This window comes from Parachlamydiales bacterium (assembly GCA_041671045.1).
Classification (GTDB): Bacteria; Chlamydiota; Chlamydiia; order Chlamydiales; family JABDDJ01; genus JABDDJ01.
In genome coordinates, this window is record JBAZCF010000001.1 from 287,237 (window position 1) to 303,718 (window position 16,482).

11 protein-coding genes are annotated in these 16,482 nt (G+C 38.6%); 7 read left to right on the top strand and 4 right to left on the bottom strand.

Going from position 1 to position 16,482, the window contains the following annotated elements:
- The first annotated feature begins 141 nt into the window (after window positions 1-141).
- From WC222_01285 to WC222_01305, 5 genes are all read left to right on the top strand, one after another.
- Window positions 142-1,008, top strand: a complete 867-nt coding sequence (locus WC222_01285) for a hypothetical protein (GenBank protein ID MFA6915005.1) — start codon at window positions 142-144, stop codon at window positions 1,006-1,008.
- 193 nt (window positions 1,009-1,201) lie between these two features.
- On the top strand, window positions 1,202-1,603 hold the full coding sequence (locus tag WC222_01290) for a MazG nucleotide pyrophosphohydrolase domain-containing protein (protein ID MFA6915006.1): 402 nt from the start codon (window positions 1,202-1,204) through the stop codon (window positions 1,601-1,603).
- A 27-nt stretch (window positions 1,604-1,630) separates the two neighbouring features.
- The gene (locus WC222_01295) at window positions 1,631-3,319 is read left to right on the top strand and encodes a thiamine pyrophosphate-binding protein (GenBank protein MFA6915007.1); all 1,689 of its coding nucleotides are present in this window, start codon (window positions 1,631-1,633) and stop codon (window positions 3,317-3,319) included.
- On the top strand, window positions 3,319-3,846 hold the full coding sequence (locus WC222_01300) for a hypothetical protein (GenBank protein ID MFA6915008.1): 528 nt from the start codon (window positions 3,319-3,321) through the stop codon (window positions 3,844-3,846). Before WC222_01295 ends, WC222_01300 begins: the two co-directional genes overlap by 1 nt.
- Window positions 3,847-4,228: 382 nt before the next feature.
- Window positions 4,229-5,401 (top strand): serine hydrolase domain-containing protein, encoded by a 1,173-nt coding sequence (locus tag WC222_01305; protein MFA6915009.1) that lies wholly within the window; start codon window positions 4,229-4,231, stop codon window positions 5,399-5,401.
- 3 nt (window positions 5,402-5,404) lie between these two features.
- On the opposite strand, the gene WC222_01310 is transcribed toward WC222_01305, so the two are convergent.
- The gene (locus WC222_01310) at window positions 5,405-6,433 is read right to left on the bottom strand and encodes a hypothetical protein (GenBank protein ID MFA6915010.1); all 1,029 of its coding nucleotides are present in this window, start codon (window positions 6,431-6,433) and stop codon (window positions 5,405-5,407) included.
- Between the two features lie 163 nt (window positions 6,434-6,596).
- Window positions 6,597-7,130 carry a hypothetical protein gene (locus WC222_01315; protein MFA6915011.1) on the bottom strand — a complete coding sequence of 178 codons (534 nt, stop codon included), beginning with the start codon at window positions 7,128-7,130 and terminating at the stop codon, window positions 6,597-6,599.
- 369 nt (window positions 7,131-7,499) lie between these two features.
- On the opposite strand from WC222_01315, the gene WC222_01320 reads away from it, so the two are divergent.
- Together WC222_01320 and WC222_01325 are read left to right on the top strand one after the other, a co-directional pair.
- Window positions 7,500-8,003, top strand: a complete 504-nt coding sequence (locus WC222_01320; GenBank protein ID MFA6915012.1) for a MepB family protein — start codon at window positions 7,500-7,502, stop codon at window positions 8,001-8,003.
- 132 nt (window positions 8,004-8,135) lie between these two features.
- On the top strand, window positions 8,136-11,267 hold the full coding sequence (locus WC222_01325; protein MFA6915013.1) for a hypothetical protein: 3,132 nt from the start codon (window positions 8,136-8,138) through the stop codon (window positions 11,265-11,267).
- Between the two features lie 97 nt (window positions 11,268-11,364).
- Here the strand turns inward: WC222_01325 and WC222_01330 are convergent, their stop codons facing one another.
- Together WC222_01330 and WC222_01335 are read right to left on the bottom strand one after the other, a co-directional pair.
- Window positions 11,365-14,793, bottom strand: a complete 3,429-nt coding sequence (locus WC222_01330) for a hypothetical protein (protein MFA6915014.1) — start codon at window positions 14,791-14,793, stop codon at window positions 11,365-11,367.
- A 152-nt stretch (window positions 14,794-14,945) separates the two neighbouring features.
- A complete protein-coding gene (locus WC222_01335; protein ID MFA6915015.1) occupies window positions 14,946-16,223 on the bottom strand; it encodes a beta-propeller fold lactonase family protein in 1,278 nt (425 codons plus the stop codon).
- Between the last annotated feature and the right edge of the window lie 259 nt (window positions 16,224-16,482).

Here is a 16,482-nt window from a genome sequence, read left to right on the forward strand (position 1 = left end):
CCCATAAATTAATGATTAAGGCATAAATTAGGGGGGCGGCATGAATGTTGGTGAAAGATTACCCGATGAAATAGCCCAAGCAATGGCACAAAATAACAATTTAACATATCTACCCATAGTTGTAGTACAGGAAGAATAATAATGAGTTCTCTTGAAATTACCCTAGCTTTTCCCGGTGCAGTAGCTACACACGCAGCATCTGCCGGTAATAAAATTATGAGTGTCCTTTACATTTTGTCTGTCGAGGCATTTGCTGTTATAAGGCATGTTATACCGTCTGCAATAGAGTGGCAGATAAGAAAGTTTAATGATGAAATAACAACCATTCCTTTTCCAATCACGCTAGGAAAAATACAGATACATGCGGAAGTACACTTGCATGGACATATAAATATTGAAGAGAACGTTACTTATAATCCTTTTCTCTTTTTTCATGGAGACCATAGCAGGCCAGATCCATTCCTAAATCTTATTAAAGTCGCTCTGAAAAGTAAGGCTTTGGTTTATTCTGTGTATATTCCTACAATCCATAAGGATGAAGAATTCGCTGAGCAAGGCATTTTAGCTGATGCCATTATGAGTATGATTGAACAAATGATCACTGACAAAAAGGGTATTTTTGGCGGTTTTAGAGGTGTGGGCCATTCGAAAGGGGCTATGCTTTTAGCAGAGAGGCAATTTCACTCCGATCTTCCACCTAAAATTCTTGAAACCTTTTGTATTGCTGGACCATTACGTGTAGTTCCGGAAGCAACTAATTTTACCCCTCCTTTAAGTGCAATTTTTGAAGGGATTTATCCTAGAATTCTGAATCTTACTGAGCGTAAAATTGTTCAAATTGTACCTGAAGAAGATTGGTGTGCACCCTATGTATGCATGGCAGTACGGCCGCATGAATATTGCTATACTGTGGATGGAATGCATTTAAGCGGTCTTTTCTCTGAAAAAACAACATATCTTTTTGAAAAATTTGTTAAAGGTGAACTTACACAAGAAATAATTCCTTAAGTTATTAGAGATTAGTTATTGGGAGATGCAATGCCTTGGCCTGCTTGAGGATTGCCTCCCCCAGTGTTTCTTCTCAATCCCTCCTACCCCTATTAAAATGATGAATCTTTGGACGAGAAAGTGATTTTGAATTTGAGAATTCATCCTTATATGATATTTTCGTCTCATAAGGGTAAAAATAAGAAGGTACGGTATGAGCGGCAATGATGGAAACTTTGTAAGTCAAGAAGATGTATTTAAGCGTCTTGAGAAGGATGAAAACGAAGCTAAAGAGTATGGCTTTTATTGGAAAAATATCAACCAGATCCTCTCGCAAGTCCAAAGTGAATGCCGTGAAGTACAAGAAGCTTGGAATAATAATGATAAGGAAAGCCTAAAATCAGAAATCGGTGATTTGCTTCTAGCTTCGATGAGTGTGGCCATTTTTTGTGGCCTTGACCTTCAAGAGACCTTGCTTAAAAGTGCAGATAAATTCCAAGACCGTTTCCGGACTGTACTAAAGCTTGCAAAAGATGACGGCTATGATAATTTACAAGATCAGCCGTTTGAAGTTCTAATCAACTATTGGAATCGAGCCAAAGCGCAGTATAAATAACTTATTCAACGTAATTGGGAGGATGGAATGAAAATCAAAGAAGTACTCCTTAATATGTTGAGCCTGGAAGGTATTAGACACATTTTCATGGTACCGGGAGGGCTAATAGACCCTTTCCTTACAGCGTTTGATAGCGGGATCGACATTACCCCTATCGTAGCAGCGCAAGAAGGGGGTGCAGCGTATATGGCGGATGGGTATGCTAGGGCAAGTAATAAGTTTGGTGTATGTCTCTGTATTGGCGGTCCAGGGGTAACCAACACGATGACCCCCATACTCGCCGCTAAAAGCGATGAAAGCCCCCTCTTAATACTTAGCGGTGAAGTCCCTACTTTTGCTGAAGGCCTAGGGATGTTCCAGGATGCCAGTCTTATCTCTTTGGATGATTTTGATATATTGAAATCAAGTACCAAATCTTCTGTCATCATTGCACACGCCAACCTATTTCATCATCATTTTCAGCATAGCTTACAGACAATGCTGACCCCTATACGTTCGCCTGTACACATTTGCATACCGAAAGATATCCAAGAGACCGATATAGGTAATATAGAATTAAAGCCTTTAGGGCCTGCATACTATAGCTCTAAAGTTCTAGATGCATCAGCTGCTGAGACTTGTTTGGAAGATTTTAAAAATACTAAAGTAGTTATCTTAGCAGGAAATGGGGTAGATACTCCCGAAGGCGCTTTAGCATTACGCCGATTAAGCGAAGCTTTGGAAATCCCGGTTGCAACCACATTGCGCGCCAAGGGAGTCTTGCCTGAAGACCACCCTCTATCTTTAGGTGTTTTTGGATATGCCGGAACGGCACATGCAACCCAAGCATTGATGCACGAGAACCTTGAGGTTTTGATTGTATTGGGATCCGGCTTAAATCAACGCGATTCAATGGATTGGACCAAGCAATTGAGCCCTTCAATACGTTTTATCCAAGTAAACCTGAATTTAGAAGCGAGTTCTAGCCAATATGCCCATAACTTAAATGTTCAGGGCGATTGCCAAACATTCCTGGAGTATGTCAGCTCAAAAAATCTAAAGCCTGTCCCTGCACGAAAAGAGTGGGTTGAAAAGATTAAATCGGCTCCACGATTATATGATAGTGAAAACCAGTTTTCTATGGCAGCGCCTATACACCCTGCTAGGGTTGTCCATGACTTGCGCCAAGTAGCGCCGAAAGACACAGTTCTATTGGTGGATAGTGGCGCGCATAGGGCTTTTTGCGGGCATTATTGGGAGGCGTACCATGCCGGAGAATATATTTCTGCAACTAATTTAGGACCAATGGGCTGGGCAATACCTGCAGGAATTGGTGTAAAATTAGCCGTCCCTCAAAAACCTTGCTGTGTAGTGACAGGAGATGGCTGTATGCTTATGCATGGAATGGAGATTCAAACAGCAGCAAGATATAAAATTCCATTAGTGTATGTGGTTATAAATAACAGCGCATTAGGAAATGTTTATCTACGTGCGGAGAAGGAAGGAAAAACAGCGATGGAGCTTACCTCTTTACCCGACCATGACTGGGCAGGCTTTGCGAGAGCCTTAGGTGCTCAAAGCGAAACAGTGAAAGATCCCAATACCTTGAAAGATGCTTTTAAACGTGCTTTTTCATCCAACGCTACTTATCTTTTAGATATAAAATGCGGAAAAGGATTTTCTACTCCTGTAGAGCCTTTTACTGAAGCAGCAAAAACATGGAGTTACCAAGACTGATGAGCCGCTTACCAGATCCAGTATCTCAATTGCAGGGGGATGACCTTGCATTATTTAATGAGCTTCTAGCTAAAAGAGGAAGCCTTGATGGAATGTACCGTACCCTGTTAAATCATCCGGAACTAACAAAGCATGTATCGGATCTGGGGACTTACCTTCGGTTTAATTCCACTTTAGAGGGGAAATATCGAGAATTCATCATATTATTTTCAGCACATCACCTGAAAATAGGATATGAGTGGATCAAACACTTGGAACCGGCTGTACAAGCAGGTTTAGATACTGCTATTATTGATGCGATAAAGAACGATAAAGAATTGCCGGAGCCCTATCTAACGCTATCTTTGGCGGTATTGCATACTGCTAAGTTGGAGAATATTCCCGAAGCCATACAAAATAAGATTATTACTCTTGTAGGTGTGAAGGGCTTATTAGAATTGGTTGTCCTTGTAGGTTTCTATAGAATGATCGCAGGAATAATCACTTCCTTCGATGTCCCTTTACCCGCTAACGGCCATGGTGCTTAACTTTGTCCTAGTGAGGTGACCCTATGCTTTTTGGAAAAAATCAGTGTGCTTGCCTGTAAAGTAGATCTGCAGATTCAACTTGCGCAGCTCGAGGCATCGCTTGGTTATGCTAAATCCAGCAATGAGAGATTTGAGGCAATTCTTGAGTTTAATCAAGACCATAAAACCCTCCGATCGATTCTAACGAGAGTTTTGCAATTTCTTGAATGTCTTCATCATCATCAACGAGCAATAATTTGTTTAAAGTCCCTTTCGTCATTCCTGCTCCTAAAAAATACATAGGACTATGTATTGTATTATTAGGATCACTATAATTAATTATTATTTTAATAGTGAACTGTTAGGCTGAAAAATACATCTATTGTTAGGAAGGGGTGCTTGGATGAGTCAACTTTTACGGACTATTTTTGTTTTTGGCTGTTTGAGTCTAGTCAATCTGCTTTCCCTTTATGCTCTTCCTCCGTTACTCCTCTCTCCAAATGTAAAAAATATCTCTCCTATTCTTCAATCCCTTATCGAGGAATATAAAATTCCCGGAATGGCAGCAGCTGTAGTCTCTAGTGATAAGCTGATCGCCGCAGGAGTCGCAGGTGTTCGCTCCCGCAATTATCCCAATAAAGTTACCATTGAAGATCAGTTCCACCTTGGTTCCGATACTAAATCTATGACAGCTACAGTCATTGCAAGATTAGTAGAGAGAGGGCTTATAAATTGGAATACAAAGGTCGTTGATCTTTTTCCTGCTCTGCAGGGGAACATAGACCCCCGCTATAACAATCTGGATTTGCAGCAGCTTTTAACACACCGAGGGGGCATTGTTCCAAATCTTCCCTTCCGTCAAATACAAACTGAGGCAGGCAATAATCTGGTCAAAGCCCGTCAAATGGGGATGAAACAAGCCTTAAATAAGGCTCCTGTCGGAAATCCAGGTGAATACCATTATTCTAACATGGGATATGTTATCGCCGGACATATGGCTGAAAAAGTCACAGGAGAGCCCTGGGAACAAATTATGCGAACTCAGCTTTTCTTCCCGTTAGGGATGCAAAGCGCAGGATTTCAAGCTCCAGGCAATGGATTGTTTACACAACCTGTCGGCCACACTGCTGAAGGCAAACCGGTGGGCCTTTCTGATAATCCGGAGATGATGGGGCCAGCAGGAACAGTGCATGTATCCATATTAGATTGGGCTAAATATGCAATGCTCCATTTACGTGCAGCTCGGGGCAATCCTAGCCTAATAACTCAAGCGCTGTTTGACAAGTTGCAGCAGCCGGTGTCTAATCCACCTCCAGCCTATGCTATGGGATGGGGTGTAAGCCATCCACGCTGGGCACAAGGGAAAGTCCTCACACATGCAGGCAGCAATACGTATTGGTTTGCAATCGCATGGATAGCGCCAAAGAAGGATGTAGCCATTCTTGTCGCATGTAATCAAGGAGGGGAAGACGCAAAGGCAGCTTGTAATAAAGCTGCCTTAAGAATTAGACAGTCGTTAGGTATTCAAAGCCCAAGTGCGCTTGTTGGAATATTGGAAAATTCAAACAAAAACTAAGTGTTATTTTGTCGATTCCATAAAGTGGAACATCTCGTCCAAAGCTCCAATCGCCTTTTGCGTATCGCCTGAGGTATTATCAATAATAAGGTCTTGCGGGATTCTAGGGGAAATATAGTAGGTTTTTGTTTTGTCCCTACAATCTTGCAATAACCGGTCTTGGTATTCTTCAAATTGAGGGCGTGAAAGTTCACCATAATTGAATATCTGAGTTTTATAATCTGGAAGCATACTTAGAGTATTTGCAGCCATGCTAAAAGATTCTTCTAATGCAGCTATGCTAACTTCTTGTATTGGATCACAAGAACTATCATCAATTTTATAGATAGAACAAAAACTGATTATTAAATTGCTGACGAAGCGCTTTTCTCTAAGATTTTCATGGATGAAAGCATCACGGTTTCTTTTAAGCAGTCTCTGGTAGGCAACAGGAAAATCACAGTACAACATTACTTTGATGACAGAAACGTCAGGAAAGATCTCTTGAACCTGTTCCGCTGAATAGTACCATGAGTCTAGAAGCACAAAATTCCCTTCTCCTAGTGCTTTTTGAATTAGCTCCACCATTTCGCATCGTATACCCTCATTGACTTCATTCTTCCATTGGATGTTTTCAGTTTGGTTTAACTCATCTTTTATCGTTTTTAAGACAGCTTGAGCTTTTTCGCATTCTTCTAGTGTTGCTGTCTTCTTAAAAAGAACATGTTTTGTGCGCAAGGCATGATAAAGGTTATCTTTAGCAATAGCCTTTACTAGGCAGGCGTATTCCTCAGGAAATCGTTTTTCCACAGCTCTTGGAAATTCTCTAATGACGATAACATCTTCATCTACAATTTCCAGATCCTTCCACTGCAGACTAAGAGAATCTATGAGAGTAGATTTTCCTGCGCTGCAAGTCCCTTTAAAATAGATGATCGCAGGCTTTTGATCATTGCTTGCATAAGACGTAGAAACGAAAAACAATAGGAAGATAGTGAAAAATCGTATGAGTTGCGTCTCGCAATTGCCCAGGAGGGATCGTGGATACTTCATATTCTATGTACCTTTAAACATTTAGAATATGATATTACCGTCCACTAATGACAAGCAACAGCTTTTGTATGAAAGATTGGGAATATGAAAAGAGAGAAGACTTTGGATATTACCGCTAGGAGCTGTTCTTCAGCTCCTAGCATTTAGACATTAGTAGTAATGGTTATTCAACAATAATAACCCCTACAGTGGCTCTGGAAGAGGGATTATCATCTCTCCATTCCTTCATAGCATCACTGCACACTATTGCCTCTTCTAGATCAAATCTAACTTCATATACACCTTTTTCCATAGGCGCTACCAAAGTGAAATTTGCCTTACCTTTTTTATCCCATACCCCTACGGAGTGAGTGATACAACTTTGTGCTTCCTGCCCTTTGATCCCTAAAATCACATGGTACATATTCCATGACTCTAATCGATCAGAGTCAATTTTATATTTTACTGTACCATGAATATGTTCACCCGGCTTCACAATGACCAGACGGCCTTTGTTGGCAAGGTTAAGATCTCTTAGGGTAATGGGGCCGTAAGATACGTCTTTAGCTACCAATCCGATCCATGGATAGGAACTAATCCATTCAGTCAGCTTCTCCTTAGGGGAATCAGCTGCCTGTAATGGAAGGGTGCACAAAGAAGCTAATAAAAGAGAGCCCCATACTGCATTTTTAACTTGTGATAAAAAATGTTTCCGCATAATAGCTCCTTTTGTTTGTTTAAGACAGACTGTAAAGTGTGATGAATTGGATAAGCTTGCTGAAGATCATTCTTAAAGTGTGGTCTTCGTTTCACTTAATCTATCCCACCACTTTCGCATGTCTGTAAGCTCATGATAGGATTACTTAAGTATAAGGGCAAGTTAAAAGGGGCTTTAAAATTATTCTTAGACATTGTTTTAGCCTCTTATTATGTTATTAAGCCTTTATATATATTCCTTAAGTATTCAATAAAATTCGATAGGCTTTAAAAATCATCCAAAATATGAATTTAATGGCGTGTTTCCTCACATTTCTCTTTTTATTAATTTAAGGTATAATCACAAGGAATTTGATAGGGGAAAATAGTTATGAATAAAGACAAGGACCTACTAGAAGCCCAAAAAGCTGTTTATGAACCCCTTGGTTTACATATTAAGCATTATCGGTGCGAATTTGAGAGCCAAGAATATGGCGCCGCTGAGTTTGAGATAGACAGTAAACAGATCAAATACCGAAAAGCAAAAATCACCCCTATAAAGGTAGGTCAGTTTGTTACATTATGGAAACGTGAAGGGACAGGTCCTATAATGCCATTTGATCTTTCCGATCCTGTCGACTTATTCATCATCACCGTACGTACAGAGCAGCATTTTGGCCAATTTATCTTTCCTAAAACCGTTCTTGTGGAAAAAGGAATTCTATCCACAAATGGTGTAGGCGGGAAAAGAGCAATGCGCGTTTATCCCTCCTGGGATTTTGCAGATAATAACAAGGCCAGAAAAACACAGGCTTGGCAGTTAGGCTATTTCTTTGATTTTAACAATCTGAATGAAATGAATCTGGAAGCCATCAAAGCGCGTTTTACTTGCTAACATAGACTTTGATGAATATAGCACCTATTATTTATTTATTTATGTGATAGTTTTTTATGTTTAATATTAACTGTCTTTAAATTTAATTTAAGTTATATTGTTACTTAATTTTAATTTCGCAAGTGAGTTAGTATGTTTAAAATTGCTGATCCAAATAAAGTTGATGAAACATTACAGGATTTACGCAACGAGGGATACACAGAGGATACCGAGGATAATCCGTATTTAGAATCAGGCAAAATAGTTACATATGCCGGCAATTCCTATAACTTCATCTCAAGAATGAAGTATTCATATTCAAACAGCGCATTTCTAATAAGAGGATTTTTAGCCACGCTTGCTATTATCGGTACATTTGGACTGGCCTGGTATTTTGCAAAACCCCTTGTGTGTAATCTATTTCAAAGACAGTTTACAGTTGATGTTGTTTGCCCCATCGCAGAAATCACCCACATTAAAGCTATGGATATTCTTGGGATTTCAAACTCAGCAAAAACAGATTCTCAGGATAATTTAGAAAAAAATAGTAATAAGTCGTCCGCAACAGCACATTCTCCGGTAGTAAAGGCATCTTCACAAACCTTCACTCTATCGACTACTGAAAAAAACTCTTTTAATTCTTACGTAGCCACCATTGAGAACGAAAAATACTCTATCGATACTAAAGAAAAGCAAAATGAACTCATAGAACGACTAAGAGCACTGGTTTACACAAAACACACTAAAATAGAGGTTAAATTCTCTTATACAGTCACAGAAGAGATAGCAAGTGTTTTTAAGGAATTTTTTGATTTAAATAAAAGGTTTTCAACTTTCGAGGTTTTTCCAAAAGTTGCAGAAATTAAAGAGGAAGAAGATAAAAAAACTCTCACTTTTATAGATGGCACAGTCTTATCCACTACTCGAGATGACCACAGTTTTACAGCGGCCGAAAGAAAATATTCTGATGGGACGATTGAAGTAGGTTACTTTACTAAAAGTTACGAAATTGATTATTGGAGTTTTGGCAAGGGGACTAGAACGCATGCTGATGGAAGAATCGTTCATGTTTTTCCCCTTTACCTACCCACAACCTTTTCAAATGAGAATGAGTATCTAACACAAAAAACAACGGAAAAAGACGGTGTAATATCCTACCGAGTTTTAGAACGCTCAAGCAAAACGATGGAATGCGTAGCAGAGAAGACCCCACATCCTTTTGAATCCTATGAAATAGATATGGAACACTATGATAAAGAAAATCCCATTTGGAAAGTCGAAAATTTAGAACAACAAGAAAAGTTTATCCAATATCTTAAAGGACGCGTTCATACACCTCATACATCAGTGAATATCAGAATTGCAGAGAAGGTTGTAAATGGGGAAAAAATCCGATACACGGATAATTATCAATGGAACAGTAGATTTAGAAAACTTCTAGAGAAAGATTTCGATGTTGCAACAGGCTATAATAGACAGCTATGCCTTAGTCCAAAAGTAAAAGAGAAACTCATGAATGTGCCTGGATCCGCTTATAATAATACATGGATATATGAAAATGGAGTAACTATTGAATTTACAAAAAGAGAGGATAATAGTTGGAACGGCATTCGAACGTTTCCTAACGGTGATATAGAAAAAGGTGAGTTTAGAAGTTATGGCGCCCTCCAATTTTGGTATGGTACAAAAACCGTGCAGGGAAAAACCTTATTTGTTTTAAGTGAAGCAGAAATTCAATTTAAGGATAGTGATGTTACCATAGCCCCCGTGCTTCAGGAAGATGGCACAAAAAAACGGCTTATATTGAAGATATTAAGTAAACCGGGAAACTTTACCATTGAATGTGTTGAGGATACCTCTTATACAATAAAAAACCTTTTTATGGAGCACTTGGATCAAGGTAGGCTTTTAAGAGAAACACTCTATCCCGAAAAGTTAATTCTAGATGAAGATTTAAAAACGCTTATACCATTACTTTTCCAAACTTCTGCACGTAATCCAGTGCCTCCTATTTTTAATTATTCTGTTCAAGAAACTATATTTATTTTGAATAAATCGCAAAAGCTTGCAATTACTCCTGACTTTACTGTCAGAGGTAAAATAGAAAAAAGAAAGGAAGAGCCGTTTTTTCATTATTGGGTTAGAGAACTCGCCTTAGTCCAATATTGGAGTGAAAATAAAACCTATTGTATTTCCGGATTAAAACAGCTTTTTGAAATGAACCCGGACTTCCTGATCAACCAAGAAGAAGTCATTTTCCGAATACTGGTAAAAAATAAAAGCCCTGCTTCGACTTCTTTTGAATTTAATACTACTGCTTTTTCGCCGAAAGCGAAATTAATGTATGACCTCCTTCATACACAAGACTTTGCAGAAGAAATGCTCGATCGGTTTTGCACCCTTGCTCCCAAAGAACAAATTTCCGTTATTAAAATGGCAAATAGATATCAGCTCTTATCGTTCATAGAAATGATTGAAGGTATTGAAAATAGAGTTTGGGAACAGGCTGTCGAACTCCCCGCGGTTGTGGAAGGGAATCCCATACAAAGCAGGCCTATGCTTATTTTGCCTACAATGAGCGTTGCAAAAAGAAAAGAAGTCACTCTGCAATTTCTGCAAACCCTAAGAGAGCAGGGTAGATTATTAACTAAAAAGGAGTTCAAAGCCCTTTCCTTAAACTGTTTTGATAAGGGAAGAAATCTCGGCCGTATTTTGGGAAGGGATTATTTGGAGAGAACAATTAAAGCCCTGGGCTTAACAAAAGTTAAAGTCCCTAATAAATTTGCTGTTCTTGACAACTCTAGTGATATAGAAATTAAAGCATTTTCCAATGGTCATGTTGGCGCTCCCCATATAACTGTATATGCTAAAACCGTTATTGCAGTTAACCGATGCCCCTCTTTAGAAGAGATTCTAGAATTGAGTATTTTACTTGAAGCTACTGGATATAAGGATTTAACTATTGGTAAAAAGCTTGGTCAAAACATTATCATAGGATGGGATGGATTATATATTATTGATACAGAGTTCGATGCTTTTTCCTTTATCCCTCAATATGGACAATTAAATTATTTACAGCAGTATTTATTGAGTACTGACGATGCGCAAACTTTTGTAGATGAACTTAAAAAAAGATACGAAAAATTTCGTACTGTTGAAGAAAGTATTAATAATGCAAATAAAGAAATCCAGAAAATAGCTAAAACTTGGAATGATCTTCTGGGTACTCAGCACACCTTTACTTTTAAGTCCTCAATACTTCTCAATGCTAAAAAAGCCTCCTAGATATGGCTATGATATGCTAACCTTGCCCTAGTATAGGAATGCGGCGACTTGTCGCCGATTTCCCATCCCTCGACTAGACGAGGGCATTATACACATTTTATTTGTTTGCTGCCTCATGAATATCATAAACGGAATCAATAATAGCAGTTTTAAAATCCATTAAGAGCTTAAATACAGGTTCTGCCCATTCACATTCCGAATTCTTGTCAGGGTGTGCCAAACATATTGTTTGTTTGGTTCCTTTTATAAAATCTGATTTCTGGTCAGGCAACTTTTCCATATTAAACAATAGAGCAATATTACTACTTTCCTTTGCATTTTCAAGACGTTTGCAAATTTCAGCAAGGTTGTCGCTACCGGGAGCCGCTTTAAATCGTTTGAAATCGAAGTTCTCTTTTAGTAGGAAGGCGTCAATCCAGCCATTAGTACCATTGTTAAACACCTCCGATTCCTTCACAATGCCATTCTTAAAGAACAGCTTTCTTAAAGCTTGATCAGTTTTATAGAGCAGAGATCTGGCATTTCTAAAAGCAGTGAATAATAACTTCAGCTGTATAGGTGTTCGATATTCTAAAAAGCATTCCGCTTGTTCAAGTATGCTATCCATTAATGAAAGTTGAAAATAGGCCTGTTTATAGATGTTTCCTTTATCCATACTCACAAGGGCTTGATCGTTGCCTTCAATTTCAGCGACCTTGACATTCCTCGGCTGTTTAGCATCCCCAGCAAATTTTTTCAAAGCGCCTTTTGCATCGGCAGCAATTTTAGAAATCTTTTCTTTAGCCTTCTCTGCATAGTCATAACCTCGCTGAAAAATAACCTCATCTAAGCGGGTTTTCATGTCAGCAACATCCATGAAGAACATTTGAACATTTTCATCTTGAGATTTTTCTGGAAGCCGCATCCAGAAATCATTCAGTGTAGAGTTCATAGAGACTAATGAATCAAAAACTGCACCGAAATTTAGTGAGCAGTCTTGTTCATACTCTTTGACTTTATTCGAGATTTCTTCCAATTCTTTTTGACATACCGAGAGAAAACGCTCAATTCTGAGACGTTCAATTTCTGAGGAAAGGTCATTTAGGTTTTTGAGTAATTCGATAAGCAACGGATTAGACAAGTCATAGAAAAGTGCCTTTTGAACTTTCTTGATAATATCATGTTTATCAAGGATGATATTTGTAAGCATTTTTTGATATTTTTTGTCCGATAGACTAGCGGCTTCTTGCAAAAATGCAACTTCTAATTCAAACGACCTTTTTAATTTCTCTGCTTTGCTAGTCAAAACACTAGGGGGCATGTCAGTTGCGTTAACAATAGATTCAACAACATCCATAGGTAATGATTCGGAAGTTATTCCTTTTAATAAGAGCTCTTTCATATCTTTATTATCGAATGCATCCTTAGGACAAACCGCGATTACCCATTCTAGCTGCTCCTTGGAGTGAATCAAAGGAAGAGTTAAGAGCAAAAGGGAGTTTCTTTGCTCTATTTTTGGAAGAGAAAAAATTGTTCTGAAAGCTAATTGGACTTGTTTAGGGTGATTATTTGCTAATAGTTGTTCAATAAATTTCACCACTAAAGGCTCTGCTATCTCAGCAAAAAGAGAGACGAGTAAGGAAATATGCCTATTTTTTATACCATTTGAGATTCCAATGACCAGAAGATTGCCCGGTTGGTTCTCTTCATAGCAGATTTTTAGTGCTTCACTTAGTAGTGCTATTGTCCGTATATAATTTGATATACCATCTTTCTTAAAAATAAGCTTGAAAGCGTCCAAAGCAACAAGATCTCGGGTGTTTGAGAAGGTTGATCTTTGGAAATTTTCACTTTCTGTAAAGGTAAGATAGATATTTTTTTCTAAAAAAACAGCGCCAATGTTGCTATACCAGTTTTTTGCTTTTCTAAGTGTTTCAAGTCCTTGGGTAATGGTGAGGGAGTCGTTTTCATTGAGTGTAGAATTTAGCTCTTCATGTACTTTTTGAATATATCTTGCCTCTTTTTGACTTTCCAATTCTAGAATGTCGTCTGATTCAAATAGTTTTCTAAAGCGATCGTAGTTGATTCTTCCATCATCAACGAATATCGGTAAGAATATCTTACGATGGGACGGATCAAGTATTGCTATGAGCTTTTCAATATGATAATAGTGGCTCAGACAGTGAACAAATCTATCGAACCCTCCGCATTCTTTACCTAGATCAAATAATAGAATAAAAGCCTCTCGCAATTTTTCCAGACGAAGATTTCCATAGGAGGAGGTGGAGTAATCCTTATAGTTGATGAAGTCTTCCATTTCAGATTTAGATAATTCGGGAAGAGCGATTTTAAGAAACCATGGGGGTGCATTTGGGAGTATAGAATGAGTAAAATTATAATTTTGCTGAGTAAGAGTAATGAGTTTTTTTATTCCTATAGTTCCCAATGCAGTGGTAAGTTTCGCTTCAAAGGCAGGGTCAGGGAGACCATTCTTATTTAACAAATCACAAATAGTTGAAGTGAAGCTTTCTTCAAAAGGTCCCACTTTTAACCACAAAGCAATAATTTCTGCCAAAAGGCTTTGCTCATAGGAGTAGAAGCCTCCTTTAAAGGTTAAATGTGGAAAGATATTTTCATTTTCACAAAGGAGTAAAATCGCATCTAAACAAGCTTGATCGGGAATTTTTTCAATAACGAGTGTGGGCTTAGGGTGGATATATTCAACCAAAAGCTCAATAAGACGGGAGGGAGAAAGGTCGCCATAGGATGTTCTTGAGGTGAATTTTGAAGGAAGAATTATTTTTTCTAAATTGGTAAACTCTTTTGCAAAGGCGATCGCTTCGGGTTCAGTAGCAGGAACTTTATTCCAAGAAAAATTATATTCGATATCTAGTTTCTTAGTATCACGTGAGATATTATTTTGGTGAAAGATGTATTTCACTGCCGTTTCAGTGTCTTTCTTCCATCTGGCATTATCTAAACCAAAATATGCATCAAGATCCAGTTCAGCAGTTTTTTCCTCTTTGGGAGTATTATTTGTTGTTGTAGGCTTAAGGAGGCTTTTATCTTCGGCTTCACTTTCTTCATCTGAATCAGTATCTGAATCAATATCAGAGCTTGTATTTGTGTCAGAATCTTTCTCTTGAACTTCAACTTCGTTCTTGCCGGGTCTTTCAGCTGATTCTTGTTCAGAAAAACTAGAAGTTTCTTTTTGACTTCGATCTTCGATATCTTTTTTTACATTTTCGATAAGAGCCTCAATAGAGAAGACGGGAGGATGGATATTATAGCGTGAATTTTCTCTTGCAAGCCAACGTTGATAACTTAGGCTCTTAACATAGTATATAACTGTTTCGCCGTTGGTGGGTTTTGATTCCAAACGTGTAGAATAACAGAATATCCAAAAGAAGAATCCCACAACGAAACTATAGGATTTAAAACCGGGTTTTTCAGGGCGCGCTTCTTCGATAGGTAGGTCTGCAAATTTAATCCTAGCTCCATCTTGAACTAACTTATGATTTGTCGTATCGTTTAGCGTCCAAAACATTTAATTATATCCAACTTTATAAAAATAATTACATCAACTATAGCGTATAACCATATATTTTATAAATAATAAAATGAATCTATAATTGATTTAATAGATGGTGAGCAGAGTTAGATATTTTCTCAATTCTTTTTCAATAAACCATTCTGAGTTTATGGCAGAATAATAGTGACAGGATCGCTTTGTAATCCATCCACATCTACAGCCTTAATCTTATAGGTATAGCGCTTGCCCTTTTTGCGATGGTGATCCTGATACACTAAAGGAGCTGTCGATAATATATTACTTATCAGTACACCATCACGAAAGATATTATAGTTTACGACTGCAATACCCGGGCTTTGCGACCAACTCAGGAGATTGACTAGGTCAGTTTGTGTTAAAAATCTGTTTTTTACTTGTGTACCGGCTAGGTTTTGTGGCGGACTAGGACGTGGCGGGGGTGTAATCGCAATGCTTTGTGGTTGGCTCCCGACCGGAACTGTGGCAATAACGGTGTTAGTACTCGTGTGGATGACTGAAACAGTGTTATCTGCATTATTGTTAACATAGGCAAATTCTCCATTGGGTGTAATGGCTACTCCGAAGGGAGCATTTCCGACAAGAATGGTCATAATAAGCGTATTACTTCCTGTGGCTATGACAGAAACGTTGTTATTGTTGCTGTTTGCCACGTAAATGTAATTTCCGTCCGGAGTGATAGCAAGGTATCTGGGGGTTGAACCCACAGGAATTGAAGTCTCTACATTGTTTGTCGCCGTATTGATCTCGGAGATATTATCGCTAAATAGATTGGTCAAATACACAAAACTTCCATTAGAAGCCATGGCGATCCCAAAAGGACCATTGTCGACCGGAATGGTCGCTACGACAGTATTATTTGTCGTATCAATGACCGAAGTCGTGTTTTGATTATTGTTGGTAACATATGCGTACCTTCCGTCAGGGGTCAGTACTATTCCCACAGGCCAGACCCCTACAGTGATCGTTGAGATGACTGTATTGCTTGTAGTATCCACCACAGACACTGTATCGATGCCATTGTTTGCAACATAAGCATAGAGGCCATCAGGTGTGAAGGCTACGCCAAGAGGCCCTGAAAAACCCACGCTGATCGTCGTGGCAATAGCGTAATTGGTAGTGTCAATCACTGAGATACTATTACCGCCGTAGTTAGTTACATAGGCATACCGCCCATCGGGGGTGATGGCAATTCCATTTGGAGTATTGCCTACTGTAATAGTGGTGAGAACAAGGTTGCTTTCTGTGTCGATCACTGTAACGGTATTATCATTACTATTTATTACGTAAGCTGAATTTGCAAATCCCTGTCCTAAGTAGGCTGTCAGCATGACTAGGAGTAATATCATGTAATGGGGGAATGGATGCAGGGCTCTAAATTTTGTATAACACCCTTTGTTTTTCTTCATGAAGATCCCTTGCAAAAGCATGATAATAAAAAATTTATAGCTAGGCTGTTGTTGTAAAGTCAATCATTAATAATGACTTAAAAACATCTAAAGCAGGGATGTACTGTGTACATAGCTTTGAATATGCAGATGAACTTGAGAAGGGGGGATCTAGTCCTATAAGAAAGTCCAGAGGGCCGAGGGCCCTTTGGTAATCAGAAAAGGGGGAAAATCCCCCAACGTAGGGTGTAAAACACAATGAGCCCACTGATATAGGCTT

Excerpts from the sequence above, each read along its gene's own strand:
- WC222_01285 (MFA6915005.1), top strand. The coding sequence starts at position 142 with ATGAGTTCTCTTGAAATTACCCTAGCTTTTCCCGGTGCAGTAGCTACA.
- WC222_01290 (MFA6915006.1), top strand. The coding sequence starts at position 1,202 with ATGAGCGGCAATGATGGAAACTTTGTAAGTCAAGAAGATGTATTTAAG.
- WC222_01320 (MFA6915012.1), top strand. The coding sequence starts at position 7,500 with ATGAATAAAGACAAGGACCTACTAGAAGCCCAAAAAGCTGTTTATGAA.
- WC222_01295 (MFA6915007.1), top strand. The coding sequence starts at position 1,631 with ATGAAAATCAAAGAAGTACTCCTTAATATGTTGAGCCTGGAAGGTATT.
- WC222_01315 (MFA6915011.1), bottom strand. The coding sequence starts at position 7,130 with ATGCGGAAACATTTTTTATCACAAGTTAAAAATGCAGTATGGGGCTCT.
- WC222_01310 (MFA6915010.1), bottom strand. The coding sequence starts at position 6,433 with ATGAAGTATCCACGATCCCTCCTGGGCAATTGCGAGACGCAACTCATA.
- WC222_01300 (MFA6915008.1), top strand. The coding sequence starts at position 3,319 with ATGAGCCGCTTACCAGATCCAGTATCTCAATTGCAGGGGGATGACCTT.
- WC222_01335 (MFA6915015.1), bottom strand. The coding sequence starts at position 16,223 with ATGAAGAAAAACAAAGGGTGTTATACAAAATTTAGAGCCCTGCATCCA.
- WC222_01325 (MFA6915013.1), top strand. The coding sequence starts at position 8,136 with ATGTTTAAAATTGCTGATCCAAATAAAGTTGATGAAACATTACAGGAT.
- WC222_01330 (MFA6915014.1), bottom strand. The coding sequence starts at position 14,793 with ATGTTTTGGACGCTAAACGATACGACAAATCATAAGTTAGTTCAAGAT.
- WC222_01305 (MFA6915009.1), top strand. The coding sequence starts at position 4,229 with ATGAGTCAACTTTTACGGACTATTTTTGTTTTTGGCTGTTTGAGTCTA.